Source organism: Microbacterium sp. bgisy207, assembly GCF_965345035.1.
Lineage (GTDB): Bacteria > Actinomycetota > Actinomycetes > Actinomycetales > Microbacteriaceae > Microbacterium.
In genome coordinates this window covers 49,455-66,595 of sequence record NZ_CBDRMG010000013.1, presented here as the reverse complement: position 1 = coordinate 66,595, position 17,141 = coordinate 49,455, and the positions used below count along the sequence as shown (strand labels likewise).

Annotated in this window: 17 protein-coding genes and 1 pseudogene; 10 read left to right on the top strand and 8 right to left on the bottom strand. The window is 67.7% G+C overall.

Annotation, left to right across the window (positions count from 1 at the left end; translation table 11 throughout):
* Window positions 1–89 precede the first annotated feature (89 nt).
* Together ACSGC5_RS12580 and ACSGC5_RS12575 are read left to right on the top strand one after the other, a co-directional pair.
* The gene (locus ACSGC5_RS12580; protein ID WP_434970949.1) at window positions 90–1,544 is read left to right on the top strand and encodes an aldehyde dehydrogenase family protein; all 1,455 of its coding nucleotides are present in this window, start codon (window positions 90–92) and stop codon (window positions 1,542–1,544) included.
* Between the two features lie 88 nt (window positions 1,545–1,632).
* Window positions 1,633–2,406, top strand: a complete 774-nt coding sequence (locus ACSGC5_RS12575; RefSeq protein WP_434970948.1) for an IclR family transcriptional regulator — start codon at window positions 1,633–1,635, stop codon at window positions 2,404–2,406.
* A gap of 71 nt (window positions 2,407–2,477) precedes the next feature.
* Here ACSGC5_RS12575 and ACSGC5_RS12570 read toward each other — a convergent pair whose 3' ends face one another.
* Window positions 2,478–3,215 (bottom strand): sulfite exporter TauE/SafE family protein, encoded by a 738-nt coding sequence (locus ACSGC5_RS12570; RefSeq protein WP_228177437.1) that lies wholly within the window; start codon window positions 3,213–3,215, stop codon window positions 2,478–2,480.
* A gap of 58 nt (window positions 3,216–3,273) precedes the next feature.
* Window positions 3,274–3,942: a TetR/AcrR family transcriptional regulator gene (locus ACSGC5_RS12565; RefSeq protein ID WP_228177438.1), complete on the bottom strand. Its 669-nt coding sequence runs from the start codon at window positions 3,940–3,942 to the stop codon at window positions 3,274–3,276.
* A gap of 98 nt (window positions 3,943–4,040) precedes the next feature.
* Here ACSGC5_RS12565 and ACSGC5_RS12560 point away from each other — a divergent pair, with 98 nt between their 5' ends.
* Complete coding sequence (locus ACSGC5_RS12560) at window positions 4,041–4,763, top strand: DUF4386 domain-containing protein (RefSeq protein ID WP_228177439.1); 723 nt, start codon at window positions 4,041–4,043, stop codon at window positions 4,761–4,763.
* A gap of 5 nt (window positions 4,764–4,768) precedes the next feature.
* Here ACSGC5_RS12560 and ACSGC5_RS12555 read toward each other — a convergent pair whose 3' ends face one another.
* A complete protein-coding gene (locus tag ACSGC5_RS12555) occupies window positions 4,769–5,173 on the bottom strand; it encodes a class II aldolase/adducin family protein (protein ID WP_434970965.1) in 405 nt (134 codons plus the stop codon).
* On the opposite strand from ACSGC5_RS12555, the pseudogene ACSGC5_RS12550 reads away from it, so the two are divergent.
* Window positions 5,154–5,897: pseudogene (locus ACSGC5_RS12550) on the top strand (aldolase/citrate lyase family protein); the annotation flags it as partial. The gene ACSGC5_RS12555 and the pseudogene ACSGC5_RS12550 overlap by 20 nt on opposite strands.
* Before the next feature lie 140 nt (window positions 5,898–6,037).
* Here the strand turns inward: ACSGC5_RS12550 and ACSGC5_RS12545 are convergent.
* Entirely contained in the window at window positions 6,038–6,325 is a 288-nt protein-coding gene (locus ACSGC5_RS12545) for a helix-turn-helix transcriptional regulator (RefSeq protein ID WP_228177441.1), read from the bottom strand.
* A 170-nt stretch (window positions 6,326–6,495) separates the two neighbouring features.
* Here ACSGC5_RS12545 and ACSGC5_RS12540 point away from each other — a divergent pair, with 170 nt between their 5' ends.
* Genes ACSGC5_RS12540 through ACSGC5_RS12525 form a run of 4 tightly spaced genes read left to right on the top strand, consistent with a single transcriptional unit; the run spans window position 6,496 to window position 11,593 of the window.
* Window positions 6,496–7,857, top strand: a complete 1,362-nt coding sequence (locus ACSGC5_RS12540; RefSeq protein WP_434970947.1) for a proton-conducting transporter transmembrane domain-containing protein — start codon at window positions 6,496–6,498, stop codon at window positions 7,855–7,857.
* Window positions 7,854–10,421, top strand: a complete 2,568-nt coding sequence (locus tag ACSGC5_RS12535; RefSeq protein WP_434970946.1) for a putative inorganic carbon transporter subunit DabA — start codon at window positions 7,854–7,856, stop codon at window positions 10,419–10,421. Before ACSGC5_RS12540 ends, ACSGC5_RS12535 begins: the two co-directional genes overlap by 4 nt.
* The gene (locus ACSGC5_RS12530; protein ID WP_292707874.1) at window positions 10,412–10,735 is read left to right on the top strand and encodes a DUF190 domain-containing protein; all 324 of its coding nucleotides are present in this window, start codon (window positions 10,412–10,414) and stop codon (window positions 10,733–10,735) included. Before ACSGC5_RS12535 ends, ACSGC5_RS12530 begins: the two co-directional genes overlap by 10 nt.
* A 9-nt stretch (window positions 10,736–10,744) precedes the next feature.
* On the top strand, window positions 10,745–11,593 hold the full coding sequence (locus ACSGC5_RS12525) for a DUF6671 family protein (RefSeq protein WP_434970945.1): 849 nt from the start codon (window positions 10,745–10,747) through the stop codon (window positions 11,591–11,593).
* A 24-nt stretch (window positions 11,594–11,617) separates the two neighbouring features.
* Here the strand turns inward: ACSGC5_RS12525 and ACSGC5_RS12520 are convergent, their stop codons facing one another.
* On the bottom strand, window positions 11,618–12,847 hold the full coding sequence (locus ACSGC5_RS12520) for a low temperature requirement protein A (protein ID WP_434970944.1): 1,230 nt from the start codon (window positions 12,845–12,847) through the stop codon (window positions 11,618–11,620).
* 13 nt (window positions 12,848–12,860) lie between these two features.
* A complete protein-coding gene (locus ACSGC5_RS12515) occupies window positions 12,861–13,454 on the bottom strand; it encodes a TetR/AcrR family transcriptional regulator (RefSeq protein WP_434970943.1) in 594 nt (197 codons plus the stop codon).
* Between the two features lie 91 nt (window positions 13,455–13,545).
* On the opposite strand from ACSGC5_RS12515, the gene ACSGC5_RS12510 reads away from it, so the two are divergent.
* The gene (locus ACSGC5_RS12510) at window positions 13,546–14,196 is read left to right on the top strand and encodes an NADPH-dependent F420 reductase (protein WP_434970942.1); all 651 of its coding nucleotides are present in this window, start codon (window positions 13,546–13,548) and stop codon (window positions 14,194–14,196) included.
* Between the two features lie 66 nt (window positions 14,197–14,262).
* Window positions 14,263–15,027 (top strand): SDR family NAD(P)-dependent oxidoreductase, encoded by a 765-nt coding sequence (locus tag ACSGC5_RS12505; RefSeq protein WP_434970941.1) that lies wholly within the window; start codon window positions 14,263–14,265, stop codon window positions 15,025–15,027.
* A gap of 20 nt (window positions 15,028–15,047) precedes the next feature.
* Here ACSGC5_RS12505 and ACSGC5_RS12500 read toward each other — a convergent pair whose 3' ends face one another.
* Entirely contained in the window at window positions 15,048–16,616 is a 1,569-nt protein-coding gene (locus ACSGC5_RS12500) for a GMC oxidoreductase (protein ID WP_434970940.1), read from the bottom strand.
* On the bottom strand, window positions 16,613–17,110 hold the full coding sequence (locus tag ACSGC5_RS12495) for a hypothetical protein (protein WP_434970939.1): 498 nt from the start codon (window positions 17,108–17,110) through the stop codon (window positions 16,613–16,615). The genes ACSGC5_RS12500 and ACSGC5_RS12495 overlap by 4 nt, the downstream gene beginning before the upstream one ends.
* Window positions 17,111–17,141: the final 31 nt, after the last annotated feature.

The following is a 17,141-nucleotide window of genomic DNA, read 5'->3' as shown; positions in this document are numbered from 1 at the left end:
CGACAGGGACATTTTGTCAAGCAATACACCCACCCTCGTCGCTATGCTTCTGACCAACAGAATTAGTGTCTGCCGATCCTGGAGTCGAGATGAGCCCGTCCCCCAACGCCGCCACCCGCACCTGGAACGCCGTCCTCGACGGCGTTGCGTGGGAAACTTCGTCACGCTACGAGGTCGAGAACCCGACCAGCGCCGAGCCGCTCGCGTCGGTCCCCGACCTGGATGCGAGCGAGGTGGATCGGATGGTCCGAGCTGCCCACGCCGCACAACCGGAGTGGGCAGCCCTGCCGCCTCGCGCCCGCGCGGCCGTGCTGCGCCGCCTGGCCGCCACGATCCGGGACCACAAGGAAGAGCTCGCCGAACTGGACGCGCTGGACGGCGGGTTCACCCTGTCCATGATGCGAAACGACGTGGATGCGGCTGCGGAGCTCATCGACATCTTCGCCGACATGGCGCTCGAGCTCGGCGGCCGGACGATCCCGGTCAGCGCGAACCTGCACTACACAACGCAGATCCCGTACGGGGTCGTCGCTCGCATCGGCGCGTTCAACCACCCCTTCTTCTTCGCGGCATCGAAGATCGCCGCTCCATTGATGGCCGGCAACGCTGTCGTGCTCAAGGCACCCGACCAGACGCCCCTTTCATCCCTGCGCTTGGCCGAGCTGGCCACGGGTGTCCTTCCCACCAACCTCCTGCTTGTCGTGAGCGGTCGCGGGGCCGTAGCCGGGCGTGCCCTGGTTCGGCATCCGGATGTTCGCCGAATCGGGTTCATCGGATCCACCACGACCGGCCAGTCGATCCAACGGGATGCTGCGGAGACGGGAGTCAAGCACGTGACCCTCGAGTTGGGTGGGAAGAACGCTCAGATCGTCTTCGAAGACGCCGACCTCGAAGCCGCCGCTGCCGGCGCCGTCGCCGGGATGAACTTCACCTGGGTTGCCGGGCAGAGTTGCGGCTCGACGAGCCGACTGCTGGTCCACTCTTCGGTGGCCGAGCAGATGATCCGCCTCGTCGCGGAACGTATGGCATCGATCCGCGTCGGAGACCCCCTGGACCCTTCCACTGAGATGGGTCCCCTGGTGTCGAGAGCTCAGATGGAGAAGTCCCTGCACGCGATATCCGAGGCTCTCAGCGCAGGCGCGACTGTCGAGACCGGTGGACATCGGCCGGACGGAACCCCCGACGGGTGGTTCGTCGCGCCCACACTTCTGTCCGGGGTGGCTCCCGGGTCGTTCGTCGAGCAGAACGAGATCTTCGGCCCGGTACTTTCTGTGATCACGTTCGACTCCGACGAGGAGGCGATCGCGATCGCGAACGGCGTCGAGTACGGACTCACCTCGAGCATCTGGACCCGTGACATCACACGCGCCCACGTCGTCGCACAGCGCGTTGAGGCGGGGTACGTTCTGGTCAACAGCGGCAGCCGGCACTTCTGGGGGCTTCCGTTCGGAGGAGTCAAGGCCTCAGGTATCGGTCGGGAAGAGTCTCTCGAAGAGCTCCTCTCTTATGCCGAGACGAAGACCACGACGATCATGCTGACGTAGAGCCTGTACCGCACTCGACGGAATGCGCCCCCAAGTGTCGGCTCTCGAGGTCGCTGCGCCGTCACAGGCGAAGGGCTACGATTCCCCTGTGCAGAGATCGACTACCACCGCGGCGCCCCAGTACCCCATCGAGTCGATCGACAACGCGTTGCGGTTGATTCTCCTGCTCGGGGAAAGAGGTGATGTGCGTCTCACCGAGGCGAGCGCCCACCTCGGCGTGGCGACGTCAACCGCGCATCGGATACTGGCCATGCTCACGTGGCGAGGTTTCGCGCGGCAGGACACCGCGACCAAGGCGTACGGGCCAGGTCCGGCACTCACCACCGTCGCCTTCTCCGTCCTCCGCAGACTCGATTTGCCGCGAATCGCTCAGCCCCTGCTCGAGAACCTCGCGGCAGAGATCGGGGAGACCGCGCACTTGGGCACCCTCGAGGGAGATCGTGTCCGGTTCCTCGCCGTCGCCGAGCCCGCCTCGGCAGTTCGGGTGGCTTCACGACTCGGCCTGTCGATGCCTGCGCACTGCACCTCGACGGGAAAGGCGCTGCTCGCCGAACTCAGCGACGACAGCCTCGATCGCCTGTACCCGGACGAACATCTCGAGACTGTCACACCGAAGTCGATAGCGAGCCTGTCTCAACTCAAGGAAGAGCTGGAGCGGGTGCGAAGCGACGGATACGCCACCAACCGCGAGGAAAGCGAGATGGGGGTCGCGTCGGTCGCGGTCGCCGTCGGGGTTTCTTCCGGCCTGAAGCTCGCACTCAACATCTCGGCCCCCGTGTTCCGCCTGCCCCAAAGCAAGTCGCGCAGTATCTCGCGGAAACTCCGGGAAGCAGCACTCACACTCGCCGATCTTCTGGGGTAGATGCCGCCTCACCGCTCACAGGAGGCGCATCCATCGCCCTGGGCTGACGCCAGCCAGGCCGCGTAGGACGGTCAGATGACGAGGTAGACCGCACCGACGACGGTGAGGACGATGACGATCTGCTCGAACAGACGCTGACTGATGACGCCGGCGATGCGCCTCCCGACGAGTGCGCCGAGGAGTACGGCGGGGACCAGGATCAGATCGACGACGAGTCCCGGCACCGTGATGAGCCCGAAGGCGATCGAAAAGGGGACCTTGGCGACGTTGACGACGGCGAAGAACCATGCAGCGGTGCCGAGGAAGACGTGAACGGGCAGCCGGGCCGAAAGGAAGTACATCGACATGACCGGGCCCGCGGCGTTCGCGACCATCGTCGTGAACCCGCCGAGCACTCCGTACACGCCCGCGGCTGCCGCGCTCGGCGCGGTCACGGTATCGGTCTGGGCTCGCCGTCGCCACAGCGTGATCGCAACGACCAGGAGGAGGATGATACCGATCGTGCGGCGCACCCCTTCGTCGGAGGAGTAGGCCAGGAACAGCGTCCCGGCGAGGATCCCCGCCACGACGGTCGGGATCAAGCGCAGCAGGGCCCGAATGTCGGCGTGGCGCCGATAGGCGAGGACCGCGAACAGGTCGCCGACGATGAGCAACAGCAGGATCGTCCCCGTCGACTGCTCGGCGGGTAGTGCCGCCGCGAACAGGGCGACCGCGATCGTGCCGGCGCCGGGAAGCGCCGCCTTCGAGAGCCCGATGACGACCGCGCCCGCCGCGAGAGCGAGCCACGCGATGACGCTGAGCTCAGGCACGGACGGTCACTCGACTCACGCTGAGCACGCTACCCGAGTCGCACCGGGCGCGTTCCCGTCACTGCGCCGAAGCGAGGCGCGTGACCCCGCTCAGGATGACATCCAGTCCCACCTCGAAAGAATCCCCGAAGTCATACCCGGGCTTCATCACGTGCTCGACCGTGAAGGTCAGGAGCGCGGGATACTCGTCGGGCGAGAGCGGTGCGACGATCTGCTCCCCAGCCTCGCTCAGATCGCCTCCAGTGCCGCCAAGGGGCAGCGCCGCCTCCTGCATCGCGAATCCGTAGACGAACGCATCGATGACCGCGACCCCGTGGGCCACGGCCCAGAGAGGCATTCCTGAGCGCATCCAGGTGGCAAGCATCGCGTCGTGGTGTTTCAAGATGTCGACCCCCGGAGTCCGGCGCGACTCCATGATCGGGATCGCCCAGGGATGCCGGCGCAATGCCGCGCGCAACGAGCGCGCCCGTTCTCGGACCGCTGCATCCCACGAGGCCCTGGGATCGGGCATGCCCACTTCGTCGAAGACGCGCCCTACCATCCCGTCGACGATGTCGTCCTTGCTACTGACGTAGTGGTACAGACTCATCGGCTTCACACCGAGATGGTCGGCGAGCCGTCGGATGGTCAACGGCTCGAGGCCGACATCGTCAGCGAGCTCCACGGCACCACCGATGATCCGTCCACGATCGAGCGAGCCGCGCACGACCCCCGGCTTGCCGACCATCGTTCCACCCCTCCGCCGTCGACTTGACGACTCGTACTTAGTAAGAATACAGTGCCCTCAGAAGCGTACTAAGTACGACACGACCCAGGAGAATCGACATGCCCCTTGACACTGACATCCGCCGCCGCACCGCCGCACGTGTTGCCGCGTTCGGTTACGTCGCCCTCTTCGTTCTTGCGATCTTCGCCAACTTCGTCGTGAAGCAGGGGATGATCGACCCGACCGACGCCCTCGCCACGACCGCTGCCATCAGGGAGCAGGAGGGCCTGTTCCGCCTTGGATTGGCGTCGTTCGTTCTGATCTTCCTCATCGACGTGGCCGTGGCGTGGGGTCTGTACGTGCTGTTCCTCCCCGCCGGGCGGACCCGCTCCCTGGTCGCAGCATGGTTTCGCATCGTCTACACGGTGATGCTCGGAGCTGCGTCCGTCTTCCTGTTCGTCGGCCTCGAGGTCAGCCTCGGCGCGGCAGACCTCGGCCCGGATGTGGCGCTGCTCATGTTCGCGGCGTTCGACTTCGCCTGGCTCGTCGGGTTGATCGCCTTCGGTGTGCATCTGATCCTGATCGGCGCGCTGATCATCCGCTCACGGATCGCTCCCCGCGCCATCGGCGCCATCCTGATGATCGCCGGCGCCGCGTACGGACTCGACACCCTTCTGCACATCGTCCTATCCGACTATGAGCCGGTCGGCGGGGTGATGCTCGCCGTCGTGGCGACGACGTCGATCGTGAGCGAACTCGTCTTCACGATCTGGTTGCTGCTCGCGGGACGGCGCTCCAGCCCGGCCACCGACGATGAGGCGAAGATCCCCGTCGCCGCGTGAGAGCGTCAGATCCAGGGCGAACTGACCGCGAAGGCGTCGGCGACGCTACGGATCTCGTCCCGGGTCAGGCCCTCTCCGATCCCGCCGGCTGCGAGGTTCATGTACTCGTACTTCGCCCCGGTCTCGGCGTACTCGACGCGGTCGACCGCTCGCGTGACAGAAAGATCGGAGCGGGCCATGACGCCGTGCTTTCCCCACAGGGAGATGTCGGTTTCCCGCAGCGCCGCCACGTTCGCCGCCATCATCTCGGGAGAACCGGGCACTAGGAACGGAAGCACGCGGATGCCCTGGGAAAGCGCGACGATCGACTCCGGCTCCCAGCGCAGCAGCCGCGCGTTCATCGTGGCATCGTCGCGGTACGCGGGAATGTGGGACAGGAAGGTCAGATGAGGGGGCTGGGCGTGCACCACCGCCTGGAACTCCACGTTCCGCGTCGCGACCTGGTCGGCGTGGACCGCGATGTGCGTGGAGCACGCACCCAACGGTGTCGAGTCCGTGCTCGCTCAGCTGCAGGCTGCAGCCGCCTACCCCGTCACCGCCGTGGTCCGCATCCCCGCGAACGATGCCGTCATCATCAAGCAGGTCCTCGATCTGGGAGCGCAGAACATCCTGGTGCCGATGGTCAATTCCGCCGCGGATGCCGCCGCCGCTGTCGCCGCGGTGCGCTACCCGCCCCGCGGCCGCCGCGGCGTGGGCTCCGCGCTCGGTCGCTCGGCACGGTGGAACCGCGTGGACGACTACCTCGCGGACGCGGACGAGCACGTCTCGCTGTTCGTGCAGGTCGAGACGGTGGATGCCGTGCGAGCGGCAGGTGAGATTGCGGCAGTCGACGGCATCGACGGCGTCTTTGTCGGACCCAGTGACCTCTCGGCGTCCATGGGCCTCCTCGGCGCCCAGACCCATCCCGAGGTCGCGGCGGCGGTGCGCGCGGCGTTCGCCGCCGTGACCGCCGCCGGCAAGCCGGTGGGCGTGAACGCGTTCGACCCTGACGCGGCCCGCGGATACCTCGACTGCGGGGCGGCGTACATGCTCGTCGGCGCCGACGTCGCACTCCTTGCCCGAGGCTCGGAAGCATTGGCGGCTCGCTACTGCGCCGCGACGGAGCCCGAGTCTTCAGAACGCGCCAGCTACTGATCTCGCTCGTTGCTGCCAGCGTCGCGGGTGCGCCGCAACGGTGCACCCATCGTCGAGTTCGATCACTGCCATGGGACTTTTTGCGCCGAGCTCACCGACAGTCCGCGCTTCTGTCGTCGCGGACTGAGCCCGGCTGACCCTCAACGGCGGTCCGGGGTGTCGCCCAGGGCTGCGAGCAGCTCTCCGACGGCGTGGTCGCTTTCGACGGGGTGCCGAAGAGGGAGGTCGCTCACGCACTGATAGGTGTTGCGCCGCCCGTCCTTCTCCCTGCGCAGATAGCCGCCCTCGACGAGATCGCTGACGATCTGCTGGGCCGTGCGTTCGGTGATGCCGACGGCTGACGCGATGTCGCGCAGGCGGATGCCCGGATCCCGCGCCACCGTGATCAACACGTGCGCGTGATTGGTGAGGAACGTCCAAGTGCCCACCTTCGAAATGATACCTGACCTACAAAACACGCGAAACTATACCGGTAATTTGCTTCTGGTAATTTGTTACTTGTAATCTGCCTCGTGTGAACCCGTTTTTGCTCGCAGCGACCGCGCTCGTCCTCTTAGGCGCCTTTGTCACAGCGATCGCGGGTCGACGATCACGACGGATGCGGTCTGTCAGCGTCGCGACCACCTGGATCGCCTTCACCCTGGCCGCGGCGTCGCTCGTTCTGGCCGCCGTATACGCGGGCGATGTCGTCGGAAGCATCTTCGCCACGCTCGCCCTCGGCGTGACCGGGACTGTGCAGCTGTGGAGCATCCGCCACCTCGAGGGAGACCCGCGCGCGACCCGGTTCTTCGCCCTGTCGTCGGTTTTGGCTTCCGGACTCACCGTTACGGCGGCAGCCCCGAATGCGATCGTCCTGGCGATCGGATGGGTGGTCGCAAGCGCTGCAGTGATCGCGCTCATCACCCTCGGCGGTCGCACTGCTCAAACCCGCGTGGCTCTGCGCCGCACGCTCGTCGCCTTCGGCATCGGCGATATCGCTCTCCTGACGGCGGTCGCCATCGTGACGGGGACGCCTGTCACCTCCCTGCGCGACCTGGCGGCCGTCGACACCACTCTGGCGCTTCTCGTCGGAGTCCTCGTCGCGATCGCGGCGATCACGCGCGCGGCATCCGTTCCCCTTCACGGATGGCTGCCCGCGACGCTTGCCGCCCCGACACCGGTGTCGGCGATCCTGCACGCCGGATTCGTGAACGCCGGGGCGCTTCTGCTGGTGCGGTTTGCGCCGCTGGAGGCCTGGACTACCCCGGTCATCGTGGGAATCGCCGGCGGGCTCACGGTCGTCATTGCCGGCTCCGCGATGACGACCCGACCCGACGTCAAAGGACGCCTCGTGCACTCGACGGCGGCCCAGATGGGATTCATGCTGCTGGCCTGCGCGATCGGCGCCTGGCCGCTGGCGCTCCTGCACGTCGTGGGGCACGCGCTCTACAAGTCCTACCGGTTCCTTGCCGCCGGATCCGCGCTCCTGGGCGAGCCGTCACCATCGCGGGCGCAGGATGCGGACACTCGCGTCCTGCGTTCCGGTGTCGCCTCCGCTGCCGCCGCAATCGTGGTGGTGATCGCCCTGATAGCAGACAGCTTCTCGCACCCGGGCGGCGCCCTGGTCCCCTTCATCGCCGCCACCGTGTGGATCGGGGTGTGGGCAGCGACGGGCGGACAAGGCAGGTCGCGCTGGGTGATCGCGGCTGGAGTCAGCGGCGTCGCATCCGGCTACGTCCTGCTGTGGGCGGCTGTCGAGAACGCGTTCCCGCTGGCCCTCGGGGCCGCGGCCAGTCCCTGGCTCGCGGTCTGCGTCTTCGTGACGGCCGTGCTCGCCGGCCTCGCTGTCAGTCCCGCGGCACCCACCGCGATCCGGGACTACGTGTACGGCGCGGCATCCGGGTGGGGCACATCCCCCGCGCCACCATCGCACGCCGCGTCGCTTACCGAACCCGTCGAGTACGAAAGGTCTTCTCGATGACCATCTCCCCGCTACCCCCCGCAGAAAAGACACCCCCACGGGCTGTGGATGTCCGCGGGCTCGTGATCGCCGCAGCCCAGGCTCTGGCCCCGCAGTATCCGTTGCACCGGTTCATTGCACGCAACCCCTATGCCGGCTATGAGGATCTGCCCTGGGACCTCGCCCGGGAACGGATCGCCGCCGAGCACGGCACGTCACTCGTCCGGCCGGAATCGGCCTACCGCGAGCTCTACGCAGCCGGTGGCGTGAACGACGCTGATCTCACCGACGCGCTCGACGCGCTCGTGCACGATGTCTCGCTCGATCGCGTGGTGCTGTGGAGCGGGAGAGACATCCGCGTGGCTGAGGTCTTCATTGCGGACCTGCTCGCGTCGCCGGAAGTCCCGCTGCCTGGACGCACGCTCCTGACTCCGGCTGAGCGCTTCGCTCCGCGCGTACACGCGAAGATCGAGACCTACCTGGCGCGGATCGCCGCGCGTTCACTCGGACACGCGCCGGCACACGACCCGCTGAAGGCTGGTCGGTTCTGGGATGCCTGGCGCCGCAGCGCCGCCCGCGACCTCACGCTTCCCGCGCGTGTTCGCCGCGGCATCCGGACCGCCGCCGAGTCACCGGAGGAGGCGATTGCGACGGCGCTCGAGCACTGGGAGGCCGTCGGTGACGATGCCGTCGCCCTGCTGCGCGCCCACCTGCTGAGCCTCCCGGGGTGGGCGTCGGCGATCGCCGACGGCTCCAGCGGCACAGTCACCCTCACCGACTGGCTCGCTGCCCGCGTCACGCTGGAACTGCTCTGGCTGCCATCGGGCACTCCGGCGTGGCATCCGAACGGGCCCGCCACCACCGCCGTGTTCCCCGCCGAGCGTCACACCGAACGCGTCGCCGCCGTCGCCGAGGCCCTGGCGCTCACGCTCACCCAGACCGAACGCGCCGAGCTCTCCCGCATCCTGCACGGGCTTCCCGAGTCCTGCCGCCTCGAGGCGTGGCACGCCGCTGCCGAACGCCACCTCGCGCTGCTGGTCTCGCCGCGCTCGCGCCCGCGGGCAGACCGTGGCCGACCGGCATCTCAGGTGGTGATGTGCATCGACCCTCGCTCGGAGGGGATGCGGCGCCACCTGGAGGCATCCGGAGACATCGAGACCTTCGGATTCGCAGGCTTCTTCGCCCTCGCCATCGCGTTCGAGGATGCCGCGGGCGGCCCCGCGATCGCCTCGTGTCCCGTTCTGGTGGCACCACGTGCCCGCGTGCACGAAGGCTCGGCGGATCAGGCGGCGATCCAGCGTCTCCGGCAAGGCATCGACGCCACGCACGCCGCACATCACACCCTCGAGGGCGTCGCCGAGTCGGCGGCTTCACCGTTCGCCTACGCGGAAATCGCCGGGTGGGCGGCGGGACCGGTCAGTGTCGCGCGCACCGTCGCCCCCGTGACGACGGCGCGCGTTGCGCGGAACCTGCGGGAGACTGTCGCACCGCGTCCGGCGACGCGCCTCGACCCCGACGTCGCCTTTGCCCTGGATGAGCGGATCGCGTACGCCGAGTCCGCGCTTCGGATGATGGGACTCGTCGACGGGTTCGCGAGGCTGGTGGTGCTGTGCGGCCACGGAGCGACAGTCGCCAACAACCCCTTCGCCGCGGCCCTGCAGTGCGGTGCGTGTGGAGGTCACGAAGGGTCACCGAACGCACGCGCGGCAGCCGCAGTCTTCAACGACCCCGAGACCCGACGCGGTCTCGAAGGGCGCGGCATTCACATCCCTGCCGACACCGTCTTCCTTGCCGCGCAGCACGACACCGTCACCGATCGGATCGCGATCCTCGAGCCGTGGACCGTTCCCGCGACCCACGCCGCAGACCTCGCGGCCCTCAAGGATGCCGCAGCGAGCGCGCGAATCGGGAACGGCCGCGAGCGCCTCGTCGAACTGCCGGGCGCACCGGCGAGCCCGACCGACGACGTGGTGCTCGCCGAGCTCGATCGCCGCGGCGCCGACTGGGCGCAGGTCTACCCCGAGTGGGGCCTGTGCGGAAACGTCGCGATGATCGTCGCGCCCCGGCGCGTCACCGCCGAGCGCAACCTCGCGCGCCGCGTCTTCCTCCACAGCTACGAGACCGACGCCGACCCCGACGGATCAGCTCTCGAGACGATCCTGACTGCCCCGATGATCGTCGCTCAGTGGATCAACGCGCAGTACTCGGCATCCACCCTCTCCCCCAACCGGTTCGGCGCCGGGAGCAAGACCCTGCACAACGTCGTCGGCAGCGTCGGGGTCGTCTCCGGTTACGGCGGAGACCTCCGCGCCGGTCTCGCGTGGCAGTCCGTGGGTTACGGACACGACGCGAGGCACGAGCCCGTGCGGCTGCAGGTCTTCGTGCAGGCACCGCTCGATCGTGTCGGCGAGATCGTCTCGCGCTCCCACGTCGTCCGCCAGCTCGTCGATAACCGCTGGATCACCCTGCGCGCGCGTGCGGACGACGAGACCGACTGGGCGACCCTCACCCGCTACGGATGGCGCACTCAGCCACTCTCCGACACCCCAGCCCCGACCCCCAAGGAGTCCACCGCATGGAACTGAAAGACCTCACCCCCATGGTCAAGATCGAGATCGTCATCCCCGCGCGTCACGCACCCGAGGTCACCGACCTCATCCGCAGCCTCGGCGCGCGCGGCTACACCGCCGTGTCGGGAGTCGCCGGCTTCGGCCACCACGGCGAGCGTGGGGGGCGGATGCTGTTCAACGACCACGACGCGCTGACGATGCTCATCACGGTTGTGCCTGAAGATCGCGCCGACGCGATCGCCTCGGCGATGCATCCGGTGCTCACGCGGATGTCGGGTGTCATGTTCGTTTCGGAGACGGCAGTAAGCCGGGCCGAGTACTTCGTCTGACCCCCTGACGTGACCACAATCGGCCCGGACGGCGGGAGCGCGCGAACCGGCTCGCCCTACGACGGGATGACCGCCGCGGTCGGCACACTCCACGGCAAGGAGAGGCAACTCGAGCCCGCGCTGCGGCGGTGGCACGGCGTGCTCGTCGTAGCCACCCGGGAGGTGAACACCGACCAATGGGGAACCTTCACGGGCGAGAGGCCGCGGCGGGTGGCTCCCGCGGAGGCGGCACGACTGAAGGCTGAGGCTGCTGCGGATGAGCTCGGGGCCTCACTGGGGATCGGAACCGAGGCATCGTTCGCGAGCGTGCTCGGATTCGGCCCGCCAGTGCACGAAGAGATCGTCGTCTTCGTCGATCGCGCTCGAGGCATCCACATCACCGAGACGCATCGGCGGTTCTCCCACGTGCCCCCACCGCGGACCGCTGCAACCCCCGCCGAAGCCCGGGTACTGCTCAGCGCCCTCGGCTACCCGTCCCACGGCGCGGTTATCCGCGGCTCTCGCGGCGAGGTCGTCAAGGGCGTGCAGACCTTCGAACCCGTGTCGCGAATGCTGTCAGCGGGCCAGGTCACGATCGAGGCCGACCTGCGCGCACACATGAATCCGACACGGCAGCGGGTCATCCGGCGCCTCGCCTGGCATCTGGCTGCGCGACTGCTCTGCCTCTGCCCGGCCTGCGGTACCCCTGGCTACGGCATCGTCGAGCGCGAGCGAGGGCTGCCCTGCGCCGCCTGCGGTGCGCCGACCCACGCCATCCGCGCCGATGTGTGGGGCTGCGCGTCATGCCCCCGGCGGCAAGAGGTCACACTCCCAGCGCGCACCGCCGACCCCGGGCGGTGCGATACCTGCAACCCCTGACGTCAGACTGGTGGGTGCGGCATGTCAGTCCCTGTGCCGAGACGCCTGAGGCCGCCGCGCGAGGGCGACAACGGCGGACGTCACGGCGAGCGCACTGGCGGCGATAGCCAGTGCGGGAAGCGGAGCCACTGCCTGCACGACCGGGATCAAGGCGACGAACACAACCGCCGGAATAGCGACGGCTCCCGCGTGCGGGGCGGCGCTGACCCATGCGGAGAGCGCGACGGTGGCCACGACACAGGCGGTCCCGGCCATCAGCGCGATCGCGCCAAACCACCCGAACGGTTCGCTGTCCGCGACGTGCGCCATCGCCTCTTCGACCCCCAGGGCTGTGATGATCACACCAGCAACGATCGCCGCATGCCCGTACGAGTAAACGTCCCGCGCCATGACCACCTGGCGCCCCTCGGATCTGCGCTCGAGTTCACTCTCACCCCATGGCGCAAATCGCGTGAAGTAGGTCCACCAGAGCAGTATCGACAACAGCAGCGCAAGAACAGAACCGATGACCACGGATGCCGAGATCGGCTCACGCGCGACCGCGACGCCGATCGCAACGATGGACTCACCAAGCGCGAGGATGACGACCAGGCCGTGCCGTTCAGCCCAATGCGACGGGCTGTGCAGTCCCCACCCGCCGCCCGAGCGCGAAGAGAGTCGAGTGACCAGCAGGTCGTAGACGAGGGCACCGAGCCAGATCCACAGTTGAGCCTGCCCTCCGATCACCGCTCCGATCACGAGGGCCACAACCGACGGAATCATCGCACCCCCGAGGAACACGATGATCTGTCGCCGCAGCGCCGCGTCTTCGCCGGCGCTCAGCGCATAGAGCGCGACGTGCACGAGACGCACCAGGGTGTAGGCCAGCGCAAGCACGAGCGCCGCCGTCGGTGAACCCTCCGTCGCGGCGAAGGACTCGGGGATCGCCAGAGCGATCACGAACACCGCGGCCATCGCCACCGACATCCCGACGATCATCACAGTCTGATCCGCGGGTGCGCGATTGGCCACCCACGCGAACCCCACCCACGTCCACCAGAGCAGCCCGAGGACGACCAGTCCCTGCAGGAGCGCCTGGGCGTTGTGGCCCTCGACCATGAAGGCCGAGACCTGCGTGAACGCGAAGACATAGACCAAGTCGAAGAACAACTCGAACGTCGTGACCCGACCTGCATCGCCTCCCGCAGACCGAACTGCGACACGCAGTCCGCGGCTCCGCGGCTCGGAGTGCGATGGTGAGGGAGAACCACTCATGAACAACCTTTCGTCATCCCGTGAGACTGCCGACGGCGCATGACCGCCACACCAGGTCAGCGACCCGGCGCGCCCAGTCCGCGGGGATCGCGCGTCCGGCGACGTGGAACGAGTACCAGGACCCCGTCAAGAAGCTCGCGGCGATCTCGACGTCGGCGTCAGCGGTCAGGTCACCCGCCGCTCGTCCCGCGGCGAAGATCCGACGAAGGCGCTCTCTGCGGGGGCCAACGATGAGCTCCAGGTAGGAAGCGCGAACGTGCGGATCGAGCCCATCGCTGAGCATCAAGCCGGCCAGGGGCAGCGCCCCAGCGGCGCTGATGCAATGCGCGAAGTGCTCCAGCTCAGCAACGAGGTCTGAGTACGGGTCCTCAGTCACGGCTGGCGGATCCACCTGAGCGAGCCGGGCGACGGCATCCACGATCAACGAGGGCTTGTCTTTCCATCGCCGATAGATCGCCGGTCGCGTGGTGCCAGCCGCCTGGGCGACCGCAGTCAACGAGAAGGCACCGTATCCCTTTTTCGCCAGCTCCACGAGGGCGGCATCCAACACGTCATCGTCGATCGTGCTGTCGCGAGGGCGCCCGGGTGCGATGGAGCTGCTGTTCACATCGCTAAACTATTACGTGCCTGTAACGTATTGCAATAGCGCTTCGATCGGTCTAGCGTGACCTCCGAGTCCGCGAGCCAGAGAGGATGCCGTGAGAGTCGCGATCGTCGGATATGGCAACGTCGGTTGCGCCCTTGCCGGGGCGCTCCTGTCCGCGGGGCACGACGTGACCTTCGTCGCGAAGGACGAGGATCCCGCTTCCGCGTCGGCGGCGCGAGAAAGCGATCCGCGACTCGCGCGCGCGTCTGTCGCTTTCGCCGATGACGCGATCCGGACATCCGACCTCGTCATCCTGGCACTGCCCTACTCCGTGGCCGCTGCCTTCGTCGCGAATCACGCAGCGACGCTGGACGGGCGCATGGTCATCGATGCAACGAACCCGGTCGGCCCAGCCTCCAGCCACGCGGTAGGAACACGCTCGGGCGCTCAGGTGATCGCGGACGGTGCGCCCGGCGCACGCGTCGTGAAGTGCTTCAACCTCTACGGCGCAGAGAACCTCGGGGGCGTGCCGGCCAATGGCACCGCCGAGCCCCTTATGCCGCTGGCCGGGGACGACGGTGAAGCGAAGGACGCCGTTGCGCATGTTCTGAAAGACCTGGGGTGGGAGCCGCTCGACGTCGGCCCGCTCGCGGCAGCACTTGACCTCGAACACCTCGCGCTGCTGTGGATCCGACTGGTCCGCACCGGTGGATACGACGGACACCTCGTGTGGTCGGCTCTGCGCTGGGCACCGCGCACCTGATCGCGGTGATGCAGCGCATAACTCATTCCGGGGTGCGCCGCTCGCCGACCGCACTAGCGTCGGAGCATGCAAGCACAACGAGCCGGGGCAGGCGGTCCTGTCATCGTCACCGGGGCGGCGAGTGGGCTCGGGTCCGCGATTGCGGCACGGCTCGCCACGGGCGGCATCCGGGTGATCGGAACGGATATCACGGCGGACCAGCCCGCAGACCTGGCCCCGACAGTGACCTACCGACACCTCGATGTGTCGCGGGCTGACCACTGGGAACGTCTCGCAGCTGAGCTCGCCGCGGATGGCGTACCGGTAGCCGGTCTGGTGAACAACGCCGGAGTAACCCATCGAAGCCGGCTCGGGAACATCGACCCCACCGACTGGGGCCGGGTTCTGGCGGTCAACCTCACCGGAGCGATGCTCGGCATCCAAGCCCTTGCGCCGTTGATGGCTGCCGGGGCGTCGATCGTGAACATCGGATCCGCGGCGGCGCTCACGGGCCATTACCCGGCCGCGTATTCGGTCTCCAAGTGGGGACTTCGCGGGCTCACCCATGTGGCAGCCACTGAGCTCGGGCCCCGCGGCATCCGGGTCAACATCGTGCACCCCGGCTACATCGAGACCCCCATGACAGCATCGGCCCCAAGCGCGATGCGTGATGCGCACCTCGCGCTGACCCCGCTCGAGCGCGTCGGCGCGCCAGACGAGGTTGCCGGGGCAGTCGCCTTTCTGCTCTCGGATGCCGCGTCCTACGTTTCGGGAACCGAGATCACCGTGGATGGCGCTTTCACCTCGAGCGGGGGAGCGAAACTCATCGCTGACGCGCTCGAGCGGCCATAGCGCGAGCGCGTCAGCGACAATCAGCCGCTGAGCTCGTCGACGATCTTCCGCGCTCCCCGGACCGCGATCGCGACGCTTGTGAGCGTCGGGTTCATCGTGTTGGCCGTGGGGATCAGTGCGTTGCCGCCGACGACGAGATTCTCGAAGCCCCAGACCCGAGACCAGGGATCGGCGACGCTGGTCCCGTCATCTTCCACACCGGCGCGCATCGTGCCCATGAAGTGCAGGCTCGAGCCGTTGGGCAGCAGCCGAGGACCGGCGACCAAGGTTCCCATCGCGTTGGCGAGCCGGCCGAGCCGCTCTGTGACGATAGCGATCTCCGCGTTCTCCCGCTCAGTGAGTTCGTACTCAATCGTCATGTTCGGGAATCCGCGGTAGTCGAGCTCACTGTCGTCGAAGAAGACACGATCCTGAGGACGAGGGTGCTTGCGCACGCCGAAGCCCATGTTCACGTACCCCCAGCGGTTCCCGGCCGCAGGGTGGTCGGGATCGAGAACGAAAGGCGGGTTCTCCGCATACATGACCTGAAGAGAATACGGATGCTCGGGCTCGGAGAAGGGGATACGGTTGACCGCTGCTACCGGGTCGGCGGCGTTGACGGCACGTCGGGCCAGTTCCGCCTCGAACTCTTCCTCCGACACCAGGCCTCCCATCCGTTCCGCGTCCAGCGCAACGGTGCAGATGACGGCGTGGTGTTCAGTGAGGTATCTGCCCAGCGCCGCGGGACGGATGCCGGATGCCCACAGCAACTGCGGCGAGCGGAACGCGTCGGCGGCAACCACCACGACATCCGCGGGCACGAACGAGGTCTCCCGCGTGCGCAGGTCCTCAACGGTGACGCCCGTAGCGCGCGCCCCGTCGTACTCGATTCGGCGCACGAGGTTGAGATCACGCAGCTCGAATCGCTCGGACTCCGGCGTGCCGTCCTGGATCAGGGGACCGAGCACCATGTCGGAACCGCCCCAGACCATCGATCCGTCCGGCTGGGGGTCGCCGGAGATAGGGAGGGTGCTCGGGCCATAGCCTTCGGGCAGTTCGCCACCGAACTCGTCAGAGAGGATCATGCGGATCGCCCGACCGATCGCCGAGTCCGAGAAGGCGTCGCCGTGGTGGTGCAGCAGGCCCTCCGCTGTGGAGATCAGATCTTCCCATTCGTCGTCGGCGATGAAGTCGAGCTTCTCGCTGAAGCTCGGACGCGGTATCGCGCAGGTCCAGTGGGCGCCCTGTCCGCCGACGTTGTTGGAGGCTGCAGCGGCGGGGAACTGCTCGGCATGGGCTGACCCCTCGCCGCCGAAGTCGAGAAGGAAGGTTCCCTGCCGCGCGGTGAACATCCCCTCCACGGCGACGCCGTCGGGGATGCCCAGAGACTCGCGGAACGAACCGGCCTGCGGACCTTGCGACATCTCTCGAGCTCGCGCCTTCGCAGCCGGATCGGCGATGTTGCGCACGCTGCTTCCTGCAGGTTCTGTCACCTGGGGGCCGGCCTCGAACATGACGACTCGCGCGTCGGGCAACCCTTCGACGATGATGCGTGCATACGCGCATCCGATCGGGCCGGAGCCGACGATGGCGACGGTGGGGCTGTTCATGCGCTCTCCTTCGAGCTTCGGGACGCGTCGGGCGCGGATTCGTTTGCTGGGGCTACGGGGGCAGCAGACAGAGTTCCGGGTGGAAGAAGCATGGCTGCGACGATCCCGAGAGCGTACACAGCGGCAAGTCCGAGGAACACCGGCGCCAGCACATCGGTATAGATCGCCGCGACGGTGGCCTGCACCTCGGCCGGAGCCTCGTGGACGAGAGCCGGCGTGAGACTTGCGGGATCCAGTTCGGCGGGCAGTCGGCTGGCGACTCCCACACCGATCACCCCGCCGATGATCGCGGTGGCAACTGTCGCACCGACCTGGCGGACCAGGTTCACTGTTGCTGTCACCGCGCCGGTGTCACGGACGGGAGCTTCGGCCTGGACGATGGCGATGACAAGACTTTGGAACGATCCGGTTCCAAGCCCCACGATTCCCATGACGACCATGGGTACCCACAGGGGCAACCCGACCGGAAGCGCGGCCATTGTCGCCAGCCCCACGGCTCCGAGGATCGTCCCGATAATGGGGAAG